At 69.0% G+C, this 26,311-nt stretch carries 25 protein-coding genes; 18 read left to right on the forward strand and 7 right to left on the reverse strand.

The window, feature by feature from the left end:
• Positions 1-2: 2 nt before the first annotated feature.
• On the reverse strand, positions 3-782 hold the full coding sequence (gene trmB / locus AC5Y30_RS08765; RefSeq protein ID WP_499918224.1) for a tRNA (guanosine(46)-N7)-methyltransferase TrmB: 780 nt from the start codon (positions 780-782) through the stop codon (positions 3-5).
• A 192-nt stretch (positions 783-974) separates the two neighbouring features.
• Between trmB and AC5Y30_RS08770 the strand changes: the two genes are divergently transcribed.
• The 3 genes from AC5Y30_RS08770 (at position 975) to AC5Y30_RS08780 (ending at position 5,607) form a co-directional block, all read left to right on the forward strand.
• Positions 975-2,075: a hypothetical protein gene (locus AC5Y30_RS08770; RefSeq protein ID WP_499917730.1), complete on the forward strand. Its 1,101-nt coding sequence runs from the start codon at positions 975-977 to the stop codon at positions 2,073-2,075.
• Entirely contained in the window at positions 2,072-3,640 is a 1,569-nt protein-coding gene (locus AC5Y30_RS08775) for a hypothetical protein (protein WP_499917731.1), read from the forward strand. Before AC5Y30_RS08770 ends, AC5Y30_RS08775 begins: the two co-directional genes overlap by 4 nt.
• A 140-nt stretch (positions 3,641-3,780) precedes the next feature.
• Complete coding sequence (locus tag AC5Y30_RS08780; RefSeq protein WP_499917732.1) at positions 3,781-5,607, forward strand: phosphoenolpyruvate carboxykinase (GTP); 1,827 nt, start codon at positions 3,781-3,783, stop codon at positions 5,605-5,607.
• A gap of 21 nt (positions 5,608-5,628) precedes the next feature.
• Here AC5Y30_RS08780 and soxR read toward each other — a convergent pair whose 3' ends face one another.
• Entirely contained in the window at positions 5,629-6,096 is a 468-nt protein-coding gene (gene soxR / locus AC5Y30_RS08785; protein WP_499917733.1) for a redox-sensitive transcriptional activator SoxR, read from the reverse strand.
• Positions 6,097-6,156: 60 nt separating this feature from the next.
• On the opposite strand from soxR, the gene AC5Y30_RS08790 reads away from it, so the two are divergent.
• Genes AC5Y30_RS08790 through AC5Y30_RS08805 form a run of 4 tightly spaced genes read left to right on the forward strand, consistent with a single transcriptional unit; the run spans position 6,157 to position 10,446 of the window.
• On the forward strand, positions 6,157-6,873 hold the full coding sequence (locus AC5Y30_RS08790; protein WP_499918226.1) for an SDR family NAD(P)-dependent oxidoreductase: 717 nt from the start codon (positions 6,157-6,159) through the stop codon (positions 6,871-6,873).
• A complete protein-coding gene (locus AC5Y30_RS08795) occupies positions 6,870-7,931 on the forward strand; it encodes an S-adenosylmethionine:tRNA ribosyltransferase-isomerase (RefSeq protein WP_499917734.1) in 1,062 nt (353 codons plus the stop codon). Before AC5Y30_RS08790 ends, AC5Y30_RS08795 begins: the two co-directional genes overlap by 4 nt.
• A gap of 34 nt (positions 7,932-7,965) precedes the next feature.
• Positions 7,966-9,483 carry a fatty-acid--CoA ligase FadD4 gene (gene fadD4 / locus AC5Y30_RS08800; RefSeq protein ID WP_499917735.1) on the forward strand — a complete coding sequence of 506 codons (1,518 nt, stop codon included), beginning with the start codon at positions 7,966-7,968 and terminating at the stop codon, positions 9,481-9,483.
• A 3-nt stretch (positions 9,484-9,486) separates the two neighbouring features.
• Positions 9,487-10,446 (forward strand): enoyl-CoA hydratase/isomerase family protein, encoded by a 960-nt coding sequence (locus AC5Y30_RS08805; protein WP_499917736.1) that lies wholly within the window; start codon positions 9,487-9,489, stop codon positions 10,444-10,446.
• Here AC5Y30_RS08805 and AC5Y30_RS08810 read toward each other — a convergent pair.
• Positions 10,431-10,898 (reverse strand): CD225/dispanin family protein, encoded by a 468-nt coding sequence (locus tag AC5Y30_RS08810; RefSeq protein WP_499917737.1) that lies wholly within the window; start codon positions 10,896-10,898, stop codon positions 10,431-10,433. The two genes, AC5Y30_RS08805 and AC5Y30_RS08810, sit on opposite strands and share 16 nt — an antisense overlap.
• 83 nt (positions 10,899-10,981) lie before the next feature.
• Positions 10,982-12,124, reverse strand: a complete 1,143-nt coding sequence (locus AC5Y30_RS08815) for an acyl-CoA dehydrogenase family protein (RefSeq protein ID WP_499917738.1) — start codon at positions 12,122-12,124, stop codon at positions 10,982-10,984.
• Between the two features lie 168 nt (positions 12,125-12,292).
• On the opposite strand from AC5Y30_RS08815, the gene AC5Y30_RS08820 reads away from it, so the two are divergent.
• From AC5Y30_RS08820 to AC5Y30_RS08830, 3 genes are read left to right on the forward strand one after another with little or no spacing between them, the layout of a single operon-like run.
• A complete protein-coding gene (locus tag AC5Y30_RS08820; protein WP_499917739.1) occupies positions 12,293-13,303 on the forward strand; it encodes a MaoC family dehydratase in 1,011 nt (336 codons plus the stop codon).
• Positions 13,304-13,334: 31 nt separating this feature from the next.
• Positions 13,335-14,516: a CoA transferase gene (locus tag AC5Y30_RS08825; protein ID WP_499917740.1), complete on the forward strand. Its 1,182-nt coding sequence runs from the start codon at positions 13,335-13,337 to the stop codon at positions 14,514-14,516.
• Entirely contained in the window at positions 14,510-15,823 is a 1,314-nt protein-coding gene (locus AC5Y30_RS08830; RefSeq protein WP_499917741.1) for an amidohydrolase family protein, read from the forward strand. Before AC5Y30_RS08825 ends, AC5Y30_RS08830 begins: the two co-directional genes overlap by 7 nt.
• A gap of 6 nt (positions 15,824-15,829) precedes the next feature.
• On the opposite strand, the gene AC5Y30_RS08835 is transcribed toward AC5Y30_RS08830, so the two are convergent.
• Positions 15,830-16,729, reverse strand: a complete 900-nt coding sequence (locus AC5Y30_RS08835) for an alpha/beta hydrolase (protein WP_499917742.1) — start codon at positions 16,727-16,729, stop codon at positions 15,830-15,832.
• 179 nt (positions 16,730-16,908) lie between these two features.
• On the opposite strand from AC5Y30_RS08835, the gene AC5Y30_RS08840 reads away from it, so the two are divergent.
• From AC5Y30_RS08840 to AC5Y30_RS08870, 7 genes are all read left to right on the forward strand, one after another.
• The gene (locus tag AC5Y30_RS08840; protein ID WP_499918227.1) at positions 16,909-17,637 is read left to right on the forward strand and encodes an alpha/beta fold hydrolase; all 729 of its coding nucleotides are present in this window, start codon (positions 16,909-16,911) and stop codon (positions 17,635-17,637) included.
• Between the two features lie 313 nt (positions 17,638-17,950).
• Positions 17,951-18,604, forward strand: coding sequence for a class I SAM-dependent methyltransferase (locus tag AC5Y30_RS08845; protein ID WP_499917743.1), 654 nt, complete (start codon positions 17,951-17,953; stop codon positions 18,602-18,604).
• Between the two features lie 168 nt (positions 18,605-18,772).
• The gene (locus AC5Y30_RS08850; RefSeq protein ID WP_499917744.1) at positions 18,773-19,978 is read left to right on the forward strand and encodes an alpha/beta hydrolase fold domain-containing protein; all 1,206 of its coding nucleotides are present in this window, start codon (positions 18,773-18,775) and stop codon (positions 19,976-19,978) included.
• 43 nt (positions 19,979-20,021) lie between these two features.
• Positions 20,022-21,431 carry a WS/DGAT/MGAT family O-acyltransferase gene (locus AC5Y30_RS08855; protein ID WP_499917745.1) on the forward strand — a complete coding sequence of 470 codons (1,410 nt, stop codon included), beginning with the start codon at positions 20,022-20,024 and terminating at the stop codon, positions 21,429-21,431.
• Positions 21,432-21,572: 141 nt separating this feature from the next.
• Positions 21,573-22,364 carry a crotonase/enoyl-CoA hydratase family protein gene (locus AC5Y30_RS08860; protein ID WP_499917746.1) on the forward strand — a complete coding sequence of 264 codons (792 nt, stop codon included), beginning with the start codon at positions 21,573-21,575 and terminating at the stop codon, positions 22,362-22,364.
• A gap of 238 nt (positions 22,365-22,602) precedes the next feature.
• Positions 22,603-24,129: a class I adenylate-forming enzyme family protein gene (locus tag AC5Y30_RS08865; protein ID WP_499917747.1), complete on the forward strand. Its 1,527-nt coding sequence runs from the start codon at positions 22,603-22,605 to the stop codon at positions 24,127-24,129.
• Positions 24,130-24,149: 20 nt separating this feature from the next.
• Positions 24,150-24,446 (forward strand): hypothetical protein, encoded by a 297-nt coding sequence (locus AC5Y30_RS08870; protein WP_499917748.1) that lies wholly within the window; start codon positions 24,150-24,152, stop codon positions 24,444-24,446.
• Here the strand turns inward: AC5Y30_RS08870 and AC5Y30_RS08875 are convergent.
• Together AC5Y30_RS08875 and AC5Y30_RS08880 are read right to left on the reverse strand one after the other, a co-directional pair.
• Entirely contained in the window at positions 24,429-25,106 is a 678-nt protein-coding gene (locus tag AC5Y30_RS08875) for a TetR/AcrR family transcriptional regulator (RefSeq protein ID WP_499917749.1), read from the reverse strand. The two genes, AC5Y30_RS08870 and AC5Y30_RS08875, sit on opposite strands and share 18 nt — an antisense overlap.
• An 8-nt stretch (positions 25,107-25,114) precedes the next feature.
• Positions 25,115-25,246: a hypothetical protein gene (locus AC5Y30_RS08880; protein WP_499917750.1), complete on the reverse strand. Its 132-nt coding sequence runs from the start codon at positions 25,244-25,246 to the stop codon at positions 25,115-25,117.
• A 203-nt stretch (positions 25,247-25,449) separates the two neighbouring features.
• Between AC5Y30_RS08880 and AC5Y30_RS08885 the strand changes: the two genes are divergently transcribed.
• Positions 25,450-26,265 carry a crotonase/enoyl-CoA hydratase family protein gene (locus AC5Y30_RS08885; RefSeq protein ID WP_499917751.1) on the forward strand — a complete coding sequence of 272 codons (816 nt, stop codon included), beginning with the start codon at positions 25,450-25,452 and terminating at the stop codon, positions 26,263-26,265.
• The last annotated feature ends 46 nt before the right edge of the window (positions 26,266-26,311 follow it).

Below are 26,311 nucleotides of genomic sequence, written 5' to 3' on the forward strand. Positions count from 1 at the left end.
ACTCATCGTCTAAGCCAAATGAATTCGGTGACGGCGCTGCCCGCTTCTTGAGCCTTCGTCTCGTACTTGGTGCTGGGGCGCACGATCGAGATCGGCAGCGCACTGTCGGGACCGGCCGGGTGCAGTCGGGATTCACCCGCGCCGACCTCGGCGATGTGCTCGGCGTAGCCGGCGTGGTCCGTCGCAACGTGCAGGACACCACCAGGGAGTAGCCGGTCGGCTATCAAGCCAATCGTGCCGGGCTGCAGGAACCGGCGTTTGTGGTGCCGGGCTTTCGGCCACGGATCGGGAAAGAAGACGCGAACCCCGGTCAGCGACCCCGGCGCGATGAGGCGTTGCAGGACATCGAGGGCGTTGCCGCGGATCAGCCGGATGTTGCTCACCTGGTCGCGGTCGATGGCGGACAGCAGTTGCGCCAGCCCGCGGCGGTAGATTTCCACCGCGACCACATCGACATCGGGCTCGTCTTTGGCCATCGCCAAGGTGGAAATGCCACTGCCGCAACCGATTTCGAGTACCACCGGGGCCTGCCGGCCGAACCACGCGGCCGTATCCAGCGGGGGCTCGGAGCTGTCGGGTTCGTCGGGGGTGGCCACTGACAGGCCGAGTTCGGGCCAGCGTCGCTCCCAGGTCTGGCGCTGGGCGTCGGACAGCGTCGAGCGTCGCGATCGGAACGCCGTTGCCGGGAGATAGCGCTGGTCGGGACGGTCGGAGTCCCCGGTCGACGTGTCGGCAGACATCGCCACCCCGCGCTGCGCGTGCATTTGTCCATGGTGGCCTATGAACCCCGGATGTAGCCGCCCCTGGTCCGGATTGATACCCAACAGTTGCGTTCAACTGGTAACTGATTAACGGTGGCTCGCTTCTTCGTGACGCGGATGCCACCATTCGGTGGGACCGCTCGGTCCCGGCGCTGCATCGCCTAGCGGTTGCGCCGGCCGGGCAGGGGGTCATCCAGACCGAACAGGCGGGATATGAGGGCACAAGGACACCGAACTTTCGTCGACGAGCTGGCGCGGTTCGCTGCCGGCCACGTCGACCCGCGCATCACGGCGATCGCAACGCGATCCGCCACCCCGTTGCGCGTGGCCGTTTGCGGCCGTCGGGGCGTCGGCTGCAGCACCGTGCGCCGCGCCCTGTCCGGCGCGGGACCCGCGGCGGGCATCGCGGTCGACGGCCCGGCGACGGATGGTCGCGTGGATGCGGTGGTCTACGTGCTCACGGAGGTGGTCAAGCCCGAGGACACCCGGGCGATCGCCCAACTCGCAGCGGCGGGGCGCCCGGTGCTGGCGGTGCTGAACAAGGCCGACCTGGCGGGCTCGCTGTCCGGCCGTGGCGGAGACGGCCCGATCGCCGCCGCGCGCGCGAGGTGCGTGGAGCTGTCGGCGCTGAGCGGCGTGCCCATGGAACCGATGACCGGCCTGCTCGCGGTCGCCGCGCTCGACGACCTGGACAGCACCCAGTGGACGGCGCTGTCCACGCTCGCCGCGCACCCCGGCGGCACCGCGTGTTTCGCCGGCTCCTTCGCCGGATTCCTGTCCGCCGACGTCCCCGTTCCGGTCGAGGTGCGGCGGCGCCTGCTGGACACCCTCGACCTGTTCGGCACCGCGCTGGCGGTCGCCGCGTTCCGGCAGGGCCGGACCCCGGCCCAGGTGCTGACCCTGCTGCACCGGATGAGTGGCATCGAGGCCGTCGTGGCCAGGATCGGCGCGCTGGGCGCCGAGGCGCGCTACCAGCGGGTGCTGGACGCCGTCGCCGAACTCGAGGCGCTGGCCGCCGGCGGCGGCAGGCTGGGTGAGCGCATCGGCGGGTTCCTGTCCCGCGACGAGACCGTGCTCGCAAGGATGGCGGCCGCGGTGGACCTGGCCGAGGCGGCCGGCCTGGAGCCGGGCGACCGGAAGGCCGTCGACGCCCATCGAGACCCGGCCGCGCACCTGCCTCGGGCGGTGCGGTGGCAGCGCTACAGCCGCGCGTCGGCCAGCGACCTGCACCGCGCCTGCGGCGCCGACATCGCCCGGGGGTCGCTGCGGCTGTGGTCCCAGGCCTGCGCGTCGCTGCCGGGGGAATCCTGGTGAGCGGCGAGACAAGCCACGATCCCGTCGCCGACGTGGACGCGTTGGTCGCGGCGGCCGGCCCCGGGCTGGATCCGCCGGCGATTCAGCGCCGCGACGCGGTGCTGGTGACCGGTCCGTGGATGGCCGGGGTAAGCGCGGTGGTCGACGCACTGCGTGAGCGGCTGCCACAACGCGAATTCGTCGAGTCGACGGACCTGGGTCCCGGCGAGGCACCGGTGGCTGTGGTGTTCGTCGTGTCGGCGGCGGCGAACCTGACGCCGTCGGACTGCGCGCTGCTGGACGCCGCGACCGAGCACACCGACGCGGTCGTCGGCGTGGTGTCCAAGATCGACGTGCATCTCAACTGGCGGGACATCGTCGCCGCCAACCGAGACTCGCTCGGCGCGCACGCGCCCCGCTACGGCCGGGCGCCCTGGGTGGGCGCGGCGGCCCTGCCCGACCTGGGTGACCCGGACGTCGACGACGTGGTCGAAGCCGTCACGGCGGTGTTGGAGGCCCCCGATCTCGCGCGCCGGAACCGGTTGCGGGCGTGGGAGTCTCGGCTTGAAACGATGGCGCGCAGGCATGAGCGCGAGGTCGAGGGGTCCGGCCGGCGGGCCCGGGTCGAGGCGCTGCGCGAGGAGCGCAGCACCGCGCTGAAACAGCAACGCCAGGCGAAAAGCGAGCGGACCATCACGCTGCGCGGTCAGATCCAGCAGGCGCGGGTCGCCCTGTCGCACTCGGCGCGTAACCGGTGTGCGGCGGTGCGCACCGACCTGCAGGAGCACGCGGCGGGTTTGTCGCGGCGCGGTATGTCCGGCTTCGAGGCGCTCACCCGTGATCAGGTGGATGCGGTGGTGGCCGAGGTCAGCGAGGGCGCCGACGCGCGCCTGGCCGAGGTGGCGCAGGTGGTCGGCCTGCCGATGGAGCTACCGCCGCCCGAGCGGCTGCCAAAAGTCGACATCTCGCCGCCGCCGCTGAAATCGCGCCGACACGAAACCTGGCTGATGATCGTGCTGGGCGTCGGGTTCGGCCTCGGGGTGGCGCTGACACTGAGCCGGCTGATGAGCGGCCTGGCCTCGCGGCTCAATCCCGCGCTGGCCGTCGCCGCGGCTGTGGCGTGCGTGGCGATCTCGGTGGGGCTCACGTTCATGGTGATCAACATTCGTGCGCTGCTGCACGACCGGGCGCTGCTGGACCGCTGGGCGGGCGGCGTCACGTCCTCGCTGCAGTCGGTCGTCGAGGAGCTGGTCGCCACCCGGGTGCTGGTGGTCGAGTCGGTGTTGAGCAGGGCGCTGCTGGCTCAGGACGAGGCCGAGAACGCGCAGGTGTCGGCGTCGGTGGGCGTCATCGACACCGAACTGCGCGAGCACGCCCTGGCCGCCGCGCGGGCCGCGGCTGCGCGCGACCGGGACATGCCCGCGGTGGCGGCGGGCCTGGCCGTCGTACGTGCAGAACTGGGAGAACCGGGTATACGAGAAGACGAAAGTCACTCCGGAGACGACGGCGGTGACGACGACGCCGGAAAACCCGCTTCGAGGAGCGAAGATGACAGCCCGTCGGGATCTTCTGAATCGTTGTTGTGAGAAGGCTTATACCTGCCCGAGACCCACCCGACAAGATCCTCACGATAACCTGTTGTTAACGCCACCAATTCCTTAATTGTGTGGGCGAGAGCATAGCGAGCAACACCAGCCCGATACGCAGAAGAATCCAGGAGAGTTCGATGACCTCAGCGACCATTCCCGGTTTGGACACAGCACCCACGAACCACCCGGGCCTGTTGTCATGGGTGCAGGAGGTCGCCGAGCTCACCCAGCCCGACCGGGTCGTTTTCGCTGACGGCTCCGACGAGGAGTTCAACCGGCTGGCCACGCACCTGGTCGAGGCCGGCACCCTGACGAAGCTGAACGAGAAGAAGCACCCCAACTCCTACCTGGCGCTGTCCGACCCGTCCGACGTGGCGCGGGTGGAGTCGCGGACCTTCATCTGTTCCGAGCGCCAGATCGACGCCGGGCCGACGAACAACTGGATGGACCCCTCCGAGATGCGGGCCACCATGACCGATCTCTACCGCGGCTGCATGCGCGGCCGCACCATGTGGGTGGTGCCGTTCTGCATGGGCCCGCTGGGCGCCGACGACCCCAAGCTGGGTGTGGAGATCACCGACTCCGAGTACGTCGTCATCTCGATGAAGGTGATGACCCGGATGGGCAAGGCCGCCCTGGAGAAGATCGGCGACGACGGATTCTTCGTCAAGGCGATGCACTCGGTGGGCGCTCCGCTGGAGCCGGGCCAACAGGACGTGCCGTGGCCCTGCAACGACACCAAGTACATCACCCACTTCCCGGAGACCCGCGAGATCATGAGCTACGGCTCGGGCTACGGCGGGAACGCGCTGCTGGGCAAGAAGTGCTACTCGCTGCGCATCGCCTCGGCGATGGCCCACGACGAGGGCTGGCTCGCCGAGCACATGCTGATCCTCAAGCTCATCTCCCCGGAGAACAAGGCCTACTACTTCGCCGCGGCGTTCCCGTCAGCGTGCGGCAAGACGAACCTCGCCATGCTGCAGCCGACCATCCCGGGCTGGCGCGCCGAGACCCTCGGCGACGACATCGCCTGGATGCGGTTCGGCAAGGACGGCCGCCTGTACGCGGTCAACCCCGAGTTCGGTTTCTTCGGCGTCGCGCCGGGGACCAACTGGAAGTCCAACCCCAACGCGATGCGCACCATCGAGGGGGGCAACACCGTCTTCACCAACGTGGCGCTCACCGACGACAACGACGTGTGGTGGGAGGGCCTCGAGGGCGAGCCGGAGCACCTGACCGACTGGAAGGGCCGCGACTGGACGCCCGATTCCGGCGAGAAGGCCGCCCACCCCAACTCGCGCTACTGCACCCCGATGTCGCAGTGCCCGATCCTGGCGCCGGAGTGGGACGACCCGCAGGGCGTACCGATCTCCGGCATCCTGTTCGGCGCGCGCCGCAAGACGACGGTGCCGCTGGTGACGCAGGCCCGCGACTGGCAGCACGGCGTGTTCATGGGAGCCACCATGGGCAGCGAGCAGACCGCCGCCGCCGAGGGCAAGGTCGGCACCGTGCGCCGCGACCCGATGGCCATGCTGCCGTTCCTGGGCTACCACGTCGGTGACTACTTCCAGCACTGGATCGACCTGGGCAAGAACTCCGACGAGTCGAAGATGCCGAAGGTGTTCTTCGTCAACTGGTTCCGCCGCGACGAAGACGGTGGCTTCCTGTGGCCGGGCTTCGGCGAGAACAGCCGGGTGCTCAAGTGGATCGTGGACCGCATCGAGCACCAGGCCGGCGGCCAGGACACCCCGATCGGCATCGTGCCGACGGCCGACGATTTGGACCTGGACGGCCTGGACGTCGACGGCGATGACGTGGCCAAGGCGCTCGCCGTCAACCCGGCGGAGTGGCGCGAGGAACTGCCGCTGATCGAGGAGTGGTTCGAGTTCGTCGGCGACAAGCTGCCCACCGGTGTGCGCGACGAGTTCGAGGCGCTCAAGCAGCGGCTGTCCGAAGCGCGTTAAAGCCGCGCGGTGACGTAGGCCTCAGCCGCTAATCGCCTGCCGCCGTAGCGATCTGGGCAGGTAGACCGCTCCCGCCCCGGAGCTGGCCGCCAGGTCGCCCGGATTGGAGATCGCGCAGCGCTTCAGTGACAGGCAGCCGCAGCCGATGCACGAATCCAGGTTGTCGCGCAGCGCGATCAACCCGGCGATCTGATCGTCGAGGCGCGCGCGCCAAATTTTGGACAGCCGGCCCCAATCAGCTCGGGTCGGGGTGCGCCCGTCCGGAAGTGTGGCGAGTGCGTCGGCGACCTCATCCAGGCTCAGGCCGACGTTGCGGGCGGCCTTGATGAAGGCCAGGCGTCGCAGCATCTGACGATCGAAGCGGCGCTGACCGCCGGCGGTCCGGGTCGCCGTGATCAGCCCCTGACTCTCATAGAACCGGATCGCCGATGCCGCGAAGCCGCTGCGCTTCGCTATCTCACCGACGGTGAACAAGTCTCGCTTATCCATTGTGGCCTTCTCGAATTCGTGACTTGACTTAAAGTTTACTTCAACTATCAGTATGGGGGGATTACTCAATCCGAACAGCGACCCGTCGCTATTGTCACCGGCACCTCGCGCGGCTTCGGACGTGCGGTCTCCGCCGCCCTGCTCGACCGCGGTTGGACGGTCGTCGGCGATGCCCGACGCGCCTACGAACTGGAATCAACTGCCCGAGAACTGAATTCACCGAACTTCATCACGCTGGCCGGTGACGTCACCGACGCGTCGCACCGTGCCGACGTGGTGGCGGCCGCGCTAGCCGCCGGGCCGCTTGGCCTGTTGGTGAACAACGCCAGTCGGCTGGGGCCCAGCCCGCAACCGGTCCTCGCCGATTACCCCGCGAGCGAATTGTGGACGGTGTACCAGACGAACCTGTTCGCGCCGCTGGCCCTCATCCAGGCGACACTGCCGGCGCTCGCCGAAAACGGCGGCGCGATCGTCAATCTGACCTCCGACGCCGCCGTCGAACCGTACCCGGGCTGGGGCGGATACGGCTCGTCGAAGGCCGCACTCGACCAGCTCTCGGCCGTCCTCGCCGCCGAGAAGCCCACGGTGCCCGCGTACGCCTTCGACCCGGGTGACATGCGCACCGAGATGCACCAGGCCGCCTTCCCGGGCGAGGACATCTCCGACCGTGCCGAGCCGGAGGCGAAAGTGCCGGCGCTACTGCGATTGCTTGACACCCGGCCCCCCGCGGGCCGCTATCGCGCCGCGGACCTGGCGCCATCCGGAGCGGCGCGATGACCCTGACGGCCCCGCACACCCGCTTCCACCGCCCCCCGAACTCCGATGCCATCGAGCCGCCCGAAGCGCACGGCGTCGCCCGCGACGGCGTCAAGCTACTGATCGCTCGCCCCGACGGCGTCAGCCATGCCCGCTTCGCCGACCTCGTCGATCACCTGCGCCCGGGCGATCTGCTGGTGGTGAATAACTCCGCCACCATGCCGGCCGCCGTGGACGGCCGCCGCGACGGGCGGCCCATCGCAGTGCACTTCTCTACCCGGCGCGCCGAGAGGGTCTGGGTGGTCGAACTGCGGCCTGCGGGAGAAGCGGCCGGACACCTCCCAGACGTCCGGCCGGGCGAACGCATCGACATGCCGGGCGGCGGCGCGTTGGTCGTCGAGGCCTCCTACCCGCAACCCGGGATCAGCGGCGCGCGGTTGTGGTCCGCGCGAGTCGTCGTAGAGGGAGACGTCGCGTCGTATCTGGCCCGCCACGGCCGGCCCATTCGGTACGCGTACGTGCCACGGCCGTGGCCGCTGCGCTACTACCAGACCGTGTTCGCCCGGCACCCGGGCAGTGCCGAAATGCCCAGCGCGGCCCGTCCTTTCAGCACCGAATTGGTCACCGCCCTGGTTTCCGCGGGCATCGCGATCGCACCGATCACGCTGCACGCGGGGGTGTCGTCGGCCGACGCCGGCGAGCCACCGACTCCCGAGCCCTTCGCCGTACCGGCCGCGACCGCGCGACTGGTGAACGTCACGCGCACGACCGGCGGGCGGGTGATCGCGGTGGGAACGACGGTGACGCGCGCTCTGGAGTCCGCGGCCACCGCGGACGGCGCGGTGCGGCAGGTGGACGGCTGGACGGACCTCGTGCTCGGCCCTGGCCGGCCGTGCCGGGTGGTCGACGGCCTGATCACCGGCTGGCACGACGCCGGCGCCTCGCACCTGCTGTTGCTGGAGGCGGTCGCCGGCCCCGAGCTGGTCGGGCTGGCGTATCGGGAGGCAGTGGAGCACGGCTACCTGTGGCATGAATTCGGCGACAGCGCGCTGCTACTGCCCGCACCGGAGCCCACTTAACACCTGTCAAGTTTCGCGGCGGTACAGTTTGCGCATGCAGATCCGCCCCTACATCGGCGCCGACAAACCTGCTGTCATCCTGTACCCGTCCGGAACGGTCGTCACCTTCGACGACCTCGAGGCGCGCGCCAATCGACTGGCGCACCGGTTCCGCGCCGCGGGCCTGCGCGAAGGCGACACCGTCGCAATCCTGATGGAGAACAACGAGCACATCCACGCGGTGATGTGGGCGGCTCGTCGCAGCGGGTTGTACTACGTGCCGATCAACACGCACCTGACCGCGGCAGAGGCCGCCTACATCATCGACAACAGCAGCGCCAAGGCCATCATCGGCTCGGCGGCGCTGCGTGACACCCTCGCCGGCCTCGGCGAGCATTTGCCGGGCGGGCTACCCGAGCTGCTGCTGATTGCTGACGGCGACCTGCCGGGCTGGGAGCGCTACCCGGAATGCGTTGCCGGGCAGCCCGATACACCGATCGATGACGAAGTCGAGGGCGACCTGCTGCAGTACTCGTCGGGCACCACCGGCCGGCCCAAGGGCATCAAACGCGAATTGCCGCACGTGCCACCGGCCGACGCGCCCGGCATGATGTCCGCACTCGTCGGCTTCTGGATGACGCCCGACTCGATCTATCTCAGCCCCGCGCCGCTGTACCACACGGCGCCCTCGGTGTGGTCGATGAGCGCGCAGGCCGGCGGCATCACCACGGTGGTGATGGAGAAGTTCGACGCCGAAGGATGCTTGGACGCCATCGCGCGCCACCGAGTCACGCATGGCCAGTTCGTCCCGGCGATGTTCACCCGCATGCTGAAACTGCCTGACCGGGTGCGTCATTCGTACGACCTGTCCAGCCTGCAGCGGGTGATGCACGCGGCGGCCCCGTGTCCGGTGGAGATCAAGAAGCAGATGATCGACTGGTGGGGGCCGATCATCGACGAGTACTACGCGTCCTCGGAAGCGCACGGCTCGACGCTGATCACGGCCGAGGACTGGCTGGCGCACCCGGGTTCCGTCGGCAAACCCATGGGCGGCGCCGTACACATCCTCGACGAACACGGCGACGAGTTGCCACCCGGGCAGGCCGGCGAGATCTACTTCGAAGGCGGCTATTCCTTCGAATACCTCAATGACGAGGCGAAAACCGCCTCATCGCGCGACAAGCACGGCTGGGCCACGGTCGGGGACATCGGCTACCTCGACGACGAGGGTTACCTGTACCTGACCGACCGGCGGCACCACATGATCATCTCCGGCGGAGTGAACATCTACCCGCAGGAAGCCGAGAACCTTCTGGTCACCCACCCGAAGGTGTTGGACGCCGCGGTGTTCGGGGTGCCCGACGACGAAATGGGCCAGCGCGTGGTGGCGGCCGTGCAGACCGTCGACGCCGCCGATGCCACCGACGGATTCGCCGAGGAGTTGACGGCGTGGCTGCGAGACCGGTTGGCGCACTACAAGTGCCCGCGATCGATCGCCTTCGAAGCACAGCTGCCGCGCACCGACACGGGCAAGCTCTACAAGAACGGGCTGATCGAGAAGTACTCGGTGTGACCGATGCTCCGGGTGGTCGACCTGTCGAAGGCGCCGCACGACGGCCCGGCGTCGCCGCCCGGGGTGATCGTCGCCGTCGGCTCGGCCACCGACATCGCCGACGCTGAATTCTGGCTCGACGCAGCGACTTTCACGCTGACCGAGGATCGCTGCGCCGACCGGCGCGTGGTCACCGTCGCGTCGGTGCCGGCGACCGTGGCGGAGCTGACGGCACGCTGTCAACGCTGGCCGCACGCCAGCGGGGTCTGTGATGACGTGCTGCGCGCGGTGGATCCGCGGGGCTCGACGCTGGCTGGGGTGACGACGGAGTCGTTGGCGTACTCGACCCTGCAGGCCGGCCCGGAGTTCGCGCGGTGGTTACGCGAGCGGGGCCCGGTCCGGATGCCCGAGATCCCCGACCCGGTGCGGGCGACCCGCGACGGCGACGTTGTGCGTATCGCGTTCAACCGGCCGCAGCGGCACAACGCGTTCTCCACCGATGCGCGCGCGGCGCTGCTGGAGGCCCTGACGGTGGCTCAGCTGGACCCGTCGGTCACCGGCATCGTGTTGAGCGGCAACGGTCCGTCGTTCTGCAGCGGTGGGGACCTGGCCGAGTTCGGCACGTTCGCCGACCCGGCGAGTGCGCACCTGGCGCGTACCCGCCACAGCCCCGCCCTGGCGCTCGACGCGCTGGCCACCAGGCTCGGCCGCGCATGCCGGGCCGAAGTGCACGGGCGGGTTATGGGCAGCGGACTGGAGATGGCGGCGTTTTGCGGGTGGGTCACCGCCCGCAATGACGCGATGTTCGGGCTACCCGAGCTGGCGTTGGGCCTGCTCCCCGGAGCCGGTGGCACCGTCAGCGTCACACGGCGGATCGGCCGTTGGCGCACAGCGTATCTCGTATTGTCCGGTCGCACCGTCGATGCGGAAACCGCGTTGGCCTGGGGGCTGGTGGACGAGGCCTGGGGTCAGAAGCCCGAATAGGTGGTGGTGGTCGTGGACGGGATGGAAGAGACGATCGCCGCGAACATGGCGAACCACAGCACGACGCCGATCACCGCGGCGGCGGCGCCCACGACCGCACCGATGATGGCCCACTTCTTGGCGTTGTTGGACGCCTCATAGGCCTCGGCGTACCGGCCCTGGGCCCACAGCCCGGACACCTTGTTGGAGTAGACGATCGACACGATCCCGAAAGGCAGGCAGCACAGCACCGTGCACAGGATCGCCCAGACCAGATAGTTCTCGGGCTCCTGCATTCCCGGCTGCTGCGCCGGCCATCCCGCCGGTGGCGGCTGGCCCTGCCATCCCGGTGGGTACTGAGCTTGCCACCCGGCGGGCCGCTGGCCTTGCCACTCCGGTTGTTGGCCTTGCCATTCCGGTTGCTGCGCTGGCCATTCCGGCGAACCTCCGGGCGGCACGGGAGGATAACTCATGGCGGCTGCCTTTCCCTTTGGTTCAGAGTCAGGTAAATATACTCCCAAACTATGTTCTCGGGCCGCGAGATTGGTGAGCCGGATCAGACGCCGCCGCGCGTCACCAGTTGCCGGGCAATCACATTTCGCTGGATCTCGTTCGTGCCTTCGCCGACGATCATCAACGGTGCGTCCCGGAAGTAGCGTTCGACGTCGTATTCGGTGGAATAGCCGTATCCGCCGTGTATTCGCACCGCGTTCAGCGCGATCTCCATGGCGACCTCGGAGGCAAACAATTTCGCCATGCCGGCTTCCATGTCGCAGCGTTCGCCACTGTCGTACCGCTCGGCGGCATACCGGGTGAGCTGGCGGGCCGCGGTGAGTTTGGTGGCCATGTCGGCCAGGTAATTACCGATCGACTGGTGCTGCCAGATCGGCTGGCCGAAGCTCTCCCGCTGCTGGGCATAAGCCAGCGCGTCCTCGAGCGCCGCGGTGGCCACCCCCAGGGCACGAGAGGCCACCTGGATACGTCCCGTCTCGAGTCCCTTCATCATCTGCGAAAAGCCTTCGCCCGCAACGCCTCCCAGCAGCGCCGTGCGGGGTGTCCGGAAGTTGTCGAACGACAGCTCGCACGACTCGACGCCCTTGTAGCCCAGCTTCGGCAGATCCCGCGACACCGTCAGGCCCGGGCCGTGCTCGACGAGCACGATCGAGATGCCCTTGTGGCGCGGTGTGGCATCCGGATCGGTCTTACACAGCAGCGCGATCAGTCCGGAACGGCGCGCGTTGCTGATCCAGGTCTTGGATCCGTTGATCACCAGCCCGTCGGCATCGGGCAGCGCGGTGGTCGTCATGTTCTGCAGATCCGAGCCGCCGCCGGGCTCGGTCAGCGCCATGGTGGCGCGCACCTCTCCGCTGGCCATCCGCGGCAGGTAAGTCCGCTTCTGATCCTCGGTGCCGAACAGCGTCAGCAGTTTGGCGACAACGGTGTGCCCGCCCATCGCACCGGCCAGGCTCATCCAGCCGCGCGCCAGTTCCTCGGTGACCCGCACGTAGCACGGCATGGACACCGGCGACCCGCCGTATTCCTCCGGAACGGCCAGGCCGTAGATGCCGATCCGCTTCATCTGGTCGATCCACGCCTCGGGGTAGGTGTTGGCGTGCTCGACCTCGCGAATGCTCGGTTTGACGTCGCGGTCGATGAACGCCCGCACCGTGGCGACCAGCATCTCTTCTTCGTCGTTCACCTGCGATCACCTTCCAGCCCTGATGGTGGCGACCCGCTTCGCCCGGCTTCGCCGCACTCGCGATCGCCACGAGCCCAGATGGTGGCGACCCGCTTCGCCCGGCTTCGCCGCACTCGCGATCGCCACGAAGTTGACCCTCGATTCCACAGCCTGCCAGCATGGGGCGTTGTGACGAGTGACGGGTATGCGGGGATTCGCGAGGGGGGACCCTACTTCGACGACCTGTCGGTTGGGCAGGTGTTCGACTGGGCGCCGTCGATGACGTTGTCGTCGGGGCTGGCCGGCGCCCATCAGGCCATCGTGGGCGACCGGTTGCGCCTGGCGCTGGACGCTGACCTGTGCGGCGCGGTGACGGGCCTACCGGCGCCGCTGGCCCACCCGGGGCTGGTGTGCGACGTGGCGATCGGGCAGTCGACGTTGGTGACCCAGCGGGTCAAGGCCAACCTGTTTTATCGCAACCTGGTGTTCCACCGGTTCCCGGTGATCGGCGATTCCCTCTACACCCGCACCGAAGTGGTTGGGCTGCGCGCGAATTCGCCCAAGCCGGGCCGGGCGCCGACGGGCCTTGCGGCGCTGCGGATGATCACGATAGACCAGGCCGATCAGCTGGTGCTCGACTTCTACCGCTGCGGCATGCTGCCCGCCAGCCCGGATTGGCGGCCGGAGGACGGGCCCGACGACGATCTGTCGGCCATCGGCGCCGACGTGCCCGGCCCGGCCCACGATCCGACCGCGCAGTGGGACGGAAAGGTGTTCCGCGACAAGGTGCCCGGGCCGCACTTCGATGCCGGCTTGGCGGGCTCGGTGTTGCACAGCACCGCCGACGTGGTCAGCAGCGCACCCGAACTGGCCCGGCTCACCCTGAATATCGCTGCCACGCATCACGATTCGCGAGTCGGTGGGCGCCGGCTCGTGTACGGCGGGCATACCATCGGGCTGGCTTTGGCGCAGGCGAGCAGGCTGCTGCCCAATCTGGTCACGGTGCTGAACTGGCAGTCCTGCGACCACACCGGACCCGTGCACGAGGGCGACACCCTGTACAGCGAGCTGCACATCGAATCCACGGAGCCGGCCGATCACGGCGGCGTGTTGGGGCTGCGGTCGCTGGTGTACGCCGTCGGCGACGCAGAACCGGACCGTCCGGTGCTGGACTGGCGGTTTCACGCGCTGCAGTTCTGAGGCCGCCGTGCGCCACGCGCACAATGGGGTCGTGAGCTCGGCCGCAACCAACTGGGGCAGCAGCGGGCTGGCCTACTTGACCGGCCTGCCCGACGGTCCCGCCGACTTCTCCCGCGCCAGCGTGCTGGCCCGCGCGCACCAGGTCGCGACGGCCATCGGCGGCGGACTGGGTATCGACGTCGACGCGGTGAGCCTGCTGACCGGGCGGGCCGCACTGCTGGGGCTGACTCGTCGCGGTCGGGTGTCGCCGGGCGGCGGCACCCGCCTGTTCGCCGCCCGGGACGGCTGCTGCGCGCTCACCCTCTCGCGGCCCGACGACCTCGCCGCCGTCCCGGCCCTGCTGCAGGTCGACGACGTCGACGCCGACCCGTGGCCGGTGTTGGGGCGCTGGGTGGCGGCCCGTCCGGTGGCCGAAATCGTCGAGCGGGCGGCGCTGCTCGACCTTCCGGTGGCGGGCCTGGGCGAGGCCGCGCCCGCGCCGCCGCGGATACGCGTGACAGGACCGCGGTCGGCGCCGCGCGTGTTACCGGGCCTGCTGGTGGCCGACCTGTCCTCGATGTGGGCGGGGCCGCTGTGCGGGCGGCTGCTGGCCCGCGCCGGAGCGACCGTCGTCAAGGTCGAAAGCCCGCGCCGCCGAGACGGTACCCGGGCCGGCCATCCGGCCTTCTTCGATTGGATCAACGGCCAAAAGCTTTGTTACGAAGCCGATTTCGACAGCCAGGCCGACGAACTGCGTGACCTGCTCGCGGCCAGCGACGTCGTCATCGAGGGCTCGCGCCGCGCGGCGCTGGCGCGCCGGGGCCTCGGGCCCGATGACATCGCCCCACGCGCGGGTCGAATCTGGTTGCAGATCACCGGATATGACGGCCGCCGGCCGGGATTCGGGGACGACACCGCGGTGGCCGGCGGACTGGTCGGCACCAGCGCCGGCGGGCCGGTGTTCTGCGGCGACGCCATCGCCGACCCGTTGACCGGGCTCGAGGCGACGCTCGCGGTGGCCAAATCCCTGGCCCGCGGTGGCGGCGAGTTGATCGGCGTGTCCATGGCCGGGGTCGCCGCGACCTACGCGGCCCTGCCGGTCGAGGCGTCGGCGTCGTCGGCGCCGGTGTCTGCACCGTCGGCCCCGCCGGCGTCGGGTCCGGCATCCGGGCCGGGCGCCGACAACGCGGCGGTGCGCCATTTGGTGAGCCAAAGGCGCGTGCTGTCATGCTGATTCAGCGGGCAACCCTGCTGGACGGCACCACGACAGACATCCGGGTGGGCGCGCTGATCGAGGAGATGGCGCCGCCGGGGGAGGGTCTGGTGCCCCGGGCGGGCGAGGGTGTGCTGTACGCGGGCGGCGGCGCCGTCCTGCCCGGGCTACACGACCACCATGTGCACGTGCGTTCTGCGGCCTCGGCGCTCGATTCGTTCTTCGTCGGGCCGCCGGGGGTCAGCAACGCGTCGCAGCTCACGCAATTGCTCGCGAACGCCACCCCGGGACCCGACGGCTGGATTCGCGCTGTGGGATACCACGATTCGGTTGCCGGAGAACTCGATCGGGGCACCCTCGACGCCATCGTTTCGCACGTGCCGGTGCGCATTCAGCACCGCAGCGGGGCGCTGTGGATCCTCAATTCCGAGGCGCTGGGCCGCGTCGGCCTGGCCGATCATCCCGATGGGCGGCTGCGCAGCGCCGACCGGGGCTGGTCGCTGGCGCTGCAGCGGCGCGAAACCGATCTGGCCGAATTGAGCCGCCGGATCACCGCGACCGGTGTCACCGGCGTCACGGACGCAACCCCCGATCTCGATGCCGACGACATGGAGTCGCTGACGGCGGCGCACCAGCGCGGCGAGTTCCGGCCCCGGCTGAGTTTCCTGTCGCCGGGCAAGAAGATCCTGCACGACGACCGCCTCGACCTCGATGCCCTCACGGAATGGATTGCGCGCCAACATGACAGTGGACAACCGGTCGCGGTGCACTGCGTGACCGCGGCACAGCTGGTGGTGGCCCTAGCGGCGCTGCGCGCGGCCGGCGGCCATCCGAAGGACCGCATCGAACACGCCGCCGTGGTGCCCGACGACAACCTGGCCGACCTGGCCGACCTCGGGGTCACGGTGGTGACGCAGCCCAACTTCGTCGCCGAGCGCGGCGATCAGTACCTCGCCGAAGTCCCCGTCGCCGAGCACGATCAGCTGTGGCGCGTCGCCTCCCTGCGCTACGCGAGGGTGCCGGTCGCGCTGTCCACCGACATGCCGTTCGGCCATGGCGACCCATGGACGGCGATGCGCGCCGCGGTCCACCGCACCACTCCGCGGGGCGCCGTGCTGGGGGCGCGCGAATGTGTCTCTGCGCGAGAGGCTTTGACGATGTTTCTGGGCAGGGCCGATCAGCCCGGCCGGCCACGCACCGTGGAGATCGGGCAGCCGGGCGACCTGTGCGTGCTCAACGAGCCGCCGGCTACGGCGCTGGCGGCCCTGGACGCGGGGCTGGTGGCGGCCACCATCATCGGTGGCGAGCTGGTGTACTTCGCGATGTGAGGCGGATCAAGCGGCGGGGGCCAACGCCGCCCGAAGACTGTCGCATTGGCTGTCGAAAAACCGCTGGGACACTTGGGCTTTCGGCAAAATCAGGTCGAAACCGTGGAAGGCGCCCGGAATGGTTTCCACCTGGCACGGCACCCCCGCGGCGCGCAGGCGCTCGGCGTAGGCCAGGTTTTCGTCGTGGAACAGGTCATGCGTACCCACCCCGATCCAGGCCGGCGGCAATCCGCCCAGGTCGTCGCGGCGGCCGGGGACGGCCACCTGCGGGTCGGCGTCGCCCAGGTAGGCCGCCCAGCCGAACCTGTTGCTGCGGTTGTCCCACAGCCGGTAGTTCGCATTGGGCGCGGTGGCCGAACTGCGGTCGTCGAGCATGGGATAGGTCAGCAGCTGGAACGCCGGGCTCACCTCGGCACGGTCGCGGGCCAGCAGGGCCAGGGCCGCCGCGAGCCCACCGCCGGCGCTGGCGCCGCCGATGGCGATGCGGTAGCGGTCCACCGATGGCAGCCCGGCCAGCCAGGTGAGTGCCGCATAGCAGTCTTCCAGCGGGGTGGGATAGGGATGTTGGGGCGCCAGGCGGTATTCGACCGAGGCGACGGTGATGCCCAACCGCCTGCTGAATCGGCTGCAGAGCCGGTCGTCCTGCTGGGCGGTGCCGATCACGTATCCGCCACCATGGATCCACAACAGCGCAGGGGTGGCCTCGGTGGCCCCCGCGGGCCGGAACAGCCGGACGCCGGCCCCGGAACCGAGCGTGATCGCCTCGACGCCGGCGACGGGCTTGCCGAGGCGCCCCCGCCACGCCATCCCCACCCGCATCAGCGGCAGGGTGCGCGGACTGACGAGCCGCCGCGGAGCGAAGCGGGCAAATCGCTGCAGGTCGGGATGAACATCGTTGTTCGTCACCGGACAAGTATCACCGACGCGGAAAATCAAGGGACGGCGATGCGTGGTCCGCCGTACCCACTAGGACTTCAGGAGGCAGCGTGACCGTCGACAATCCCCGGCTGGCTTCGCGGTTGGTCGATACGGCTCTCGGGGCGATCCGGGTGCAGGTGAGTGCGGGGACCGGGCCCGCCGTCCTGATGTGGCCCAGCCTGTTGATGACTGGCGATCTGTGGGCCGGCCAGGCCGCACGCTTCGGCGACTCACACCGCCTGGTGCTGATCGATCCGCCCGGCCACGGGCGCAGTGCGCCGCTGCGCGCGATGTTCAGCTTCACCGACTGCGCGCGCTGCGTCGTCGAACTACTGGACGGCCTCAACATCGACAGGGCGCATTTCGTCGGCAACTCGTGGGGCGGGATGATCGGCGGCACCTTCGCCGCCCTCTACCCCGACCGCGTCGACCGCGCGGTGCTGATGAATTGCACGGCCTCGAAAGCGCCTGTCGTGCAACAGGTGCAGTACGCTGCCATGCTCCGGGTGGCGAGGCTGCTGGGCGGCATCCGGCCGCCGCTGACCCGCTCGGCCGTCCGCGCCTTCTTGGGCCCGACGACGCTGCGCACCCGCCCGGACGTGGTGGCGACGGTGCGGGCAGCCGTGCAGTCGGTGAACACCGATTCGGTCCGTTGGGCGGTGCGCAGCGTGGTGTCCGCCCGACCCGACCAGCACGCCCTGCTGGGTCGCGTCACGGCCCGGGTGCTGGTGGTCGCGGGCGCTGAAGACGCCACCTTCCCGGTGCGCGAGACGCGGGCGATGGCCGACTCCATCGGCGGCGCATGCTTCACCGTGCTCGACGGGGTGGCCCACCTGGCGGCGCTGGAAGATCCCGCGCGGGTCAACGAGCTGCTGGACGCATTCCTGTTCGGCTGATTTGGACAGGATTCGCAGCGGCGAAAAGCCCTGCCGGCGGCCATGATTCGGGCGCTATCGGTTGCGCGGTGGCCACGCCGGTCTGCCGCCGATCGCCGCCGTGGGTGAACCACGCCCGGCGCTGCAACGTAGCCGCAGGAAGGGCCTTGAAAGAGAGGGGGATTAACCGAGCCACGATCGGGGTATCGGAGCAGTGCTGGCGCACGTGCTTGCCGTCAGCTTGTTGGGGTTTGCCGGTACGTCGCCGCAACGTCCTTCGGGGGGACCGAGCGCCGGTGCGCCGCCCGATCGGCCAGGACGCGAGGGACGTGAAATGCTTGGGCAACTCTACGATCGGGCACTCGGCGGCGAGCGATGTTGGATCCGTCATGACGACGGCGAACTGCGGCCACTGCCGACGCACAAATGGTTGGGTGTGCGATGTCCCGGTGATGGATCTGGTGGCGCCTTCGACGAAATCTTCGACGAAGCCGTCACGCAGATGTGCACCGGGCCGACGATCGAGTTGGGCTGCGGCCCGGGCCGATTGGTGGCGAGGCTGATCCGGCGGGGCATCCCGGCGCTCGGCATCGACCGGTCTGCGACCGCGATTCAGCTGGCGGGCCGCGGCGGTGCGCCGGCCCTGTTGGGCGATGTGTTCGAGCCGCTGCCGGGAATGGGCCTGTGGCAGACGGTTTTGCTGGTCGATGGCAATGTCGGGCTGGGTGGGGATCCGCTGCGAATTCTCCGGCGCGCCTTCGAACTGCTGGCCCGCGGTGGCCGTTGCATTGCCGAATTCGACGCCGAGGCCATCGGGATCTGTTCGCGATGGGTCCGGCTGGAGGCGTCGGGCGAGGTCGGCCCCTGGTTTCGCTGGGCATCCGTCGGGGTGGACAGCGCTGCCGCGCTGGCCGCGCAGGTGGGGCTCACGCTGACCGGCGTCAGCCTGGTCGGTGGCCGGGTGATCGCCGACCTGACGGTCAGGTAAGCGTGTCGTACACAGCAACATGCGTCGCAGGCTGAAAACCGCGAAAGGCGGTTCAAGCAGCGTAAATACCGCCTGCAACGTGCGCACTGGGCAAAGCGTTTTCGCTGCCGTCGCCCGTTCGACGGAAACGTCAGTTTGTCAATCGCGGTGAGGGGTACAGTCCCCTCCATGACGGTGACTGGACCGGGCATTACCAATTGCGTGAAATGGTTGCTGCGGGCCCGCCCCGGCGACTATGCGCTGGCGTTGAGCGTGGCGGGGACTTCGCTGCCCGTGGTCGGCAAGCATCTCGAACCCCTGGGTGGCCTGACCGCCATGGGCGTCTGGGGAGCCCGGCACGCTCCGGAGGCGATCTCCGCGGCGACCAGGGACTGGTTCACGCCGGGGATCAGCGACGTACGCCGCCGCGACCGCGAAAGCACGCAACGGGTATCCCTCGCCGCGCTACGCGGGGTCGTGTCGGCAGCCGATCTCGAGACGGACTGGCCCGTCGCCGCAAAGACACCGCCGATCTGGGCGGGCCTGCGCCAGCGCCGCTATCTCTACCGCCGCGCCGTGCACTACGGCGACCACCCCGATCAGGTGCTCGACGTCTGGCGGCGCCAAGACCTGCCCGCGCAGCCCGCGCCGGTCCTGATCTTCCTGCCGGGCGGCGCCTGGGTGCACGGCAAGTGCATGGGTCAGGGTTCGGCGCTCATGTCGCGGCTCGCGGAGCAGGGCTGGGTGTGCCTGGCGGTCAACTACCGCGCCGCCCCGCACCACCGCTGGCCACGCCACATCATCGACGTCAAAACCGCCATCGCCTGGGCACGAGCCAACGTCGACAAGTTCGGCGGTGACCGCGATTTCGTGGCGATAGCGGGATGTTCGGCCGGCGGCCACCTGTGCGCGCTGGCCGGGCTCACGCCCGACGATCCGCAGTTTCAGGCCAAGCTGCCCGAGGGCGCGAACACCTCCGTGGACGCGGTCGTCGGGATCTACGGCCGCTACGACTGGGAGGATCGCTCGACGCCGGAGCGCGAACGGTTCGTCGAGTTCCTGGAGCGCATCGTGGTGAAGAAGTCGATCGCGCGGCGCCCCGACATCTTTCACGACGCATCGCCGATCGCGCGTGTGCACCGCAACGCGCCGCCCTTCCTGGTCATTCACGGCAGCAAAGACTCGGTGATACCCGTCGAACAGGCACGCAGCTTCGTCGAGCGGCTTCGGGCGGTATCGCATTCGATGGTCGGCTACCTCGAATTCCCCGGCGCCGGCCACGGGTATGACCTCGTCGACGGCGAGCGCGCCGCCGCCGCCGCGCACGTCACCTCGTTGTTCCTCAACCAGATCTACCGCACCAAGACACGCGTCGGGGCAAAAGAGGTCATCTGAACGTCGCCGCTGAGTATGGTCCCTCTATGGGCAAGGGGCAGCGGTGAAGAGGCTTAGCGGGTGGGACGCCGTACTCCTGTACAGCGAAACGCCGAACGTCCACATGCACACCATCAAAGCGGCCGTGATCGAGCTGGACGCCGACCGCCGCTCGCTGAACGTCGACACGTTTCGCGAAGTCATCGCCGGGCGGCTGAACAAGCTCGATCCGTTCTGCTACCAGCTCGTCGAGGTGCCGCTGCACTTACACCACCCGATGTGGCGAGAGAACTGCGACCTGGACCTGGACTATCACATCCGCCCCTGGCGGGTGTCGCCGCCAGGGGGCCGGCGCGAACTGGACGAGGCCATCGGGCAGATCGCCAGCACGCAACTCGACCGCAGCCGTCCGCTGTGGGAGATGTACTTCGTGGAGGGTTTGGCCAACAACCGGATCGCGGTCGTCGGCAAAATCCATCACGCGCTGGCCGACGGCGTCGCGTCCGCGAACCTGTTGGCCCGGGGCATGGACCTGCAGCCCGGCCCGGAGGGCGGTCCGTACGTGTGCGACCCGGCGCCCACCACGCGGCAGCTGATGGCATCGGCATTCGCCGACCACATGCGCCATGTCGGAGCGCTGCCCCACACCTTCCGCTACACCGCCCAGGGCCTGGGCCGGGTGCGCCGCAGCTCCCGCAAACTCTCCCCGGAACTGACGCGGCCGTTCGAGCCGCCGCCGACCTTCATGAACCACAAGATCACCCCGGAACGGCGGTTCGCGACCGCCACCCTGGCCCTGGCCGACGTCAAGGAGACCGGCAAGCGGCTCGGGGCGACGATCAACGACATGGTGCTGGCCATGGCGACCGGCGCCCTTCGCACCCTGCTGTTGCGATACGACGGCAAGGCCGAACCGCTGCTCGCGTCGGTGCCGATGAGTTTCGACTTCTCGCCCGAACGGATCTCGGGCAATCGCTTCACCGGCGTACTGGTGGGCCTGCCGACGAACTCCGACGATCCGCTGGAGCGGGTGCGGTGCTGCCACGAAAACGCCATCGCCGCAAAGGAAAGCAACCAGCTGATGGGGCCGGAGCTGGTCAGCAGGTGGGCGGCCTACATGCCACCGGCGCCCACCCAGGCCTTCTTCCGCTGGGCCTCCGGTCGCGACGGACACAACAAGATCCTCAACCTGAACATCTCCAACGTGCCCGGCCCCCGGGAACGCGGCCGGGTGGGCGGGGCACTGGTCACCGAGATCTATTCGGTGGGCCCGTTGACCGCCGGCAGCGGCCTCAACATCACCGTGTGGAGTTACGTCGATCAGCTCAACATCTCGGTGCTCTCGGACGGCTCCACGCTCGAGGACCCGCACGAGGTTTCCGACGCCATGGTCGCCGACTTCATCGAGATACGCAGGGCCGCAGGGCTTTCCGAGAACCTAACGGTCATCGAAGCGGCAATGGCTCCGGCGTGATCGACACGGATTCCTGGCCGACTCGGCGTTGGCGGTAAGCCGAATCTCTTTGGGCTGTTAACGCCATTTCCGCCGACCGTTACCATCGGTCCGACAGGAGCTATCCCAGAGCCACCGATCCGTGTAAGGAGCCGCGGCACCGTGAGCAGTGGAAATCAAGAGGCCGGCACCGAAGAACCCGAAGTTCTGGTCGAACAACGGGATCGAATCCTCATCATCACGATCAACCGGCCCAAGGCCAAGAATGCGGTCAACTCCGCGGTGGCCAATGGCCTGGCCGCGGCCGTGGATCGGCTCGACAACGAGACCGGCCTCTCGGTGGGCATCCTGACCGGCGCGGGCGGTTCGTTCTGCGCCGGCATGGACCTCAAGGCCTTCGCCCGCGGCGAGCTTCCCATCGTCGAGGGCCGGGGTATGGGCTTCACCGAGCGTCCCCCGGTCAAGCCGCTGATCGCCGCGGTGGAGGGCTACGCGCTGGCCGGCGGTACCGAGCTGGCGTTGGCCACCGACCTGATCGTGGCATCGAAGGACGCCGCGTTCGGCATTCCGGAAGTCAAGCGTGGGCTGGTCGCCGGTGGCGGCGGGCTGCTGCGGCTGCCGCAGCGCATCCCGTCCGCGATCGCCATGGAACTGGCGCTGACCGGCGAGAACCTGAGCGCCGAGCGCGCGCATGCGCTGGGCATGGTGAACGTGCTGGCCGAGCCGGGCGCCGCGCTGGACGCCGCGGTCGAGCTGGCCGAAAAGATCGCGGCGAACGGGCCGCTCGCGGTGGCGGCCACCAAGCGGATCATCGTGGAGTCCCGGGGCTGGAGCCCCGACGAGATGTTCGCCGAGCAGAACAAGCTGCTGACTCCGGTGTTTTCCTCCAACGACGCCAAGGAGGGTGCCATCGCGTTCGCCGAGAAGCGCCCACCCAAGTGGACTGGCACCTGATATCAGGCGGTTCAAAGCTGTTGTGCCGCAAGGCTTGCGATAGTTGTGAGCGCGCAACTGCGCCGAGTTCCAGCAGCGGGACGGCCACGCGCATCGAGCGCCTGGCCGCGCCGCCACGCCCGGGTGATGCAGCGGGCGACCGGTGCCGGGTCCGCGGAATGTTGCGTGATCTAAACTACAGACGGGCATGACACTTTTGGCCGGCTTTGTAACGTGTTGATACCGGAGAAAGACCGAGATGAGCATTTCGCTGCTGCTCGAGATGGCCGCGTCGGACAGCGCGGAGCGCACCGCGGTGGTGTCCGGAGACCTGCGGCTGAGCACGCAACAGCTCAGCGATCTTGCCGACGGCGGCGCGGGGGTGATCGCCGCATCGAATGCCAAGCACGTCGCGTACGTGGGCACCGGCGGCGCGATGCTGCCGGTGCTGATCTTCGCCGCGGCGCGCGCCGGGGTGACCTTCACCCCGATCAATTACCGGCTCTCCGCCGAGGGGATCCAGGCGCTGATCGAGCGGCTGCCCGACCCGTTGGTGATCGTCGACAGTCGCTACCGCGACGCCGTCGGCGACGTGTCGGACCGGATGATGGTGTCCGACGATTTCCTGGCGGCCGCGCGCACCGCCGAACCGGCCACTGAAGGCCTCGCGTTCCCCGACCCGGACTCCGTCGCGATCGTGCTGTTCACCTCGGGCACCACGTCGCAGCCCAAGGCCGTCGAACTCTCGCACAACAACCTGACCAGTTACGTCACCGGCACGGTGGAATTCGGGTCGGCCGCCGGCACCGACGCCGCCCTGATCTGCGTGCCGCCGTATCACATCGCCGGGGTCAGCGCCGCGCTGTCGAATATCTATGCCGGCCGCAAGATGGTGTACCTGCCGAATTTCGATGCGCGGGAATGGGTTCGGCTGATCAACGCCGAGAAGGTGACCACCGCGACGGTGGTGCCGACCATGCTGGACCGCATCGTCACCGTGCTGGAGAACGGCGACGGGACGGCCATCGAGCTGCCGTCGTTGCGCAACCTGGCCTACGGCGGCTCCAAGGTCGGGCTGCCGCTGGTCCGCCGTGCACTCGAGCTGCTGCCCGACGTGGGCTTCGTCAATGCGTACGGCCTGACCGAGACCAGCTCGACGATCGCGGTGTTGACGCCCGACGACCATCGCGCGGCGCAGGCGGCGGATACGCCCGATGTCGCCCGCCGGCTGGGATCGGTGGGCCGAGCGGTCGCCGGCATCGAGCTGCAGATCCGCGACGAGGCCGGCCATGTGCTGCCGCCGGGTGCGACGGGCGAGCTGTTTGTGCGGGGCGAGCAGGTGTCGGGCCGCTACACCGGGATCGGTTCGGTGCTCGACGAAAACGGCTGGTTTCCCACCAAGGACATCGCCATGCTCGACGACGAGGGCTACCTGTTCATCGGCGGGCGCAGCGACGACACCATCATCCGCGGCGGCGAGAACATCGCGCCCGCCGAGCTGGAAGAGGTCCTGGTCGAGCACCCCCACGTGCGTGACGTCGCCGTGGTTGGTGTCGAGGACCCGCAGTGGGGGCAGGCGATCGTCGCGGTGGTGGTGCCCGCCGCGGGCGTGGAGCCCGACCCCGAAGAATTGCGCGACTTCGTCCGCAAGAGTTTGCGCGGATCGCGCACTCCCGACGAGGTAGTGTTTCGCGACGAGCTGCCCACCACCGCCACCGGCAAGGTCTTGCGGCGGGAAATCATCCAGACCCTGACCGGATTGCGCGCCGCGCCGGCCCAGCAGTAAGCGATCAAGGACGGAAATCAATGATCAAGAACGGAACTCGTCTCGCCAGCCAGGTCTGTGACACCCAGGTGATCGTCGTCAGAAGTTCCGACAGCCTGGACGATCTGCGGTGTGGGGGTGCGCCGATGGTGCCGGTCGGTGGCGAGCGGTCGGGCGAACTGGACCCGGCGTTCGCCGGCGGCACGGTGATGGGCAAGCGCTACGTCGACGAAACCGGTGCCGAGGTACTGGTGACCAAGCCGGGTGCGGGAAGCCTGAGCATCGGGCAGACCGCCCTGCAGCTCAAAGAGGTCAAGCCGTTACCGGCCAGCGACTGAGCCGCCCTGCTTTCCGGAAATCTTGTTCCGGGCGACGAATTCCTTTGCCTTGATCAGGAATTCGAGCTGCTCGCCCACCTGGTGTAGCGGGCCCGCATTGCGCGTTGAGCGGGAGAGCACGATGGCGCCCTCCAGCGCGGCGATCGACATCACGGCCAGCGACGCGGCATCGGCCTGCTCGAAGCCGTCGTTGACGAATGCGCGGGTGAGCGCGGTGCACCAACGGCCCAGGATCGCGCCGGCCTCGGTGGAGAGCTTAGGGCCGTCGTCGTCCGAACAGCCGATCGCCGCCGCCACGACCGGGCAGCCGGCGGTGAATCCGCCCTCGGTCAGCAGCCGCTCCCAGAACCCGACGAATTCCTGCAACAACACCCGGGCGCCCCGGCCGGCGGCCTCGTCGATGATGGCCGTGATCGAGTCACCGGAGTACCGCAGCGCCTCGGTCAGGATCTGGTTGCGCCCGTCGGGAAAGTGGTAATAAACCGAACCGCGTGGGGCGCCGCTGCGGGCGAGCACGGCGTCGATGGTGACGCCCGCGGCTCCTCGTTCGCGCATCACCTCGGCGGCGCTGGCCAACATTTTCGTCCGGGTGCCCCCACGTTTCGCCGGGGCTTGGTCCGGCGCGGCCTTCCCGATAGTCGGCGTTCGAGTACCTTCCATGGCCCGACTCATGCAGCGTGCGAATGCCGCAACGCCGGCCAGTGCATTTGGCGTGGGGTTAAGCGAAATGTGCGGCGCCGCAAGTCCGGCATCTCGCGGGTGAATTGGTAGCCGGCGACGTTGAGCTCGATGATCCACATGATGTTCTCCCGGCCTGTGTAGGGCCCTAGATTATGCTATGAACCATATAAGACATTTGTAAATTAATCTATTTCTCAGGCGCGGTGTGACGTAAGTCGCAAAATCTTCTGCCTGGTGGACGAGGCCGCCGCTTACGTGCACCTAAACAAGTCCGAGATTATGTCTTATTGCATAATTCATAGATTTCCGCTTCACTGGGCGGATGGTCAGCAGCCCCGAGCCCCCGCCCCTGCCGGAACTGGACACCGTGGCGCTGCGGCGCGACGGCCATGTCCTACTCATCGGGCTGAACCGACCGCACAAACGCAACGCGTTGGACCGGGCGATGCTCGCCGACCTTTCCCGCGCCTACGGCGTGCTGGAGTCCGATCCCTCGGTGCGGGCCGGCGTGCTGTTCGCGCAGGGCGACCACTTCACCGCAGGTCTGGATCTGGTCGACGTCGGCCCGGGGATCGCGAGCGGGGAGCTGTCCTTTCCGGACGATGGCCGCGATCCCTGGCGCCTCGACGGCACCTGGACCACGCCACTGGTCGCCGTGGCGCACGGCTGGTGCATGACGCTGGGCATCGAGTTGTTGCTGGCCGCAGACATCCGCATCGCGGCGACCGGCACCCGGTTCACACAGCTGGAGGTGCAGCGCGGGATCTATCCGTTCGGCGGTGCGACGATCCGCCTGCCCCGAACCGCCGGGTGGGGCAACGCGATGCGCTGGCTGCTCACCGGCGAGGAGTTCGACGCCGCCGAGGCGCACCGCATCGGACTGGTCCAGGAGGTGGCCGACGACGCCGCGGCGGGCCTGGCCCGGGCTCGCGACATCGCGCACACCATCGCCGATCGCGCCGCGCCGCTGGGTGTGCGGGCGACGCTGGAGTCGGCCCATCTGGCGCGCGATCGCGGGGAAGCTGCGGCGATCGAACGGCTACGCCCGGCCGTCATCGAACTCTTCGCCAGCCAGGACGCCGCCGAGGGAGTGCAGTCGTTCGTCGAACGCCGCGACGCCCAGTTCTGCGGCCGCTGACCGGGCTCGAGCGTCACGCGAGCGTGGTGCGGGACGCCGCGCGTCA

This window comes from Mycobacterium sp. NGS27 (assembly GCF_059813005.1).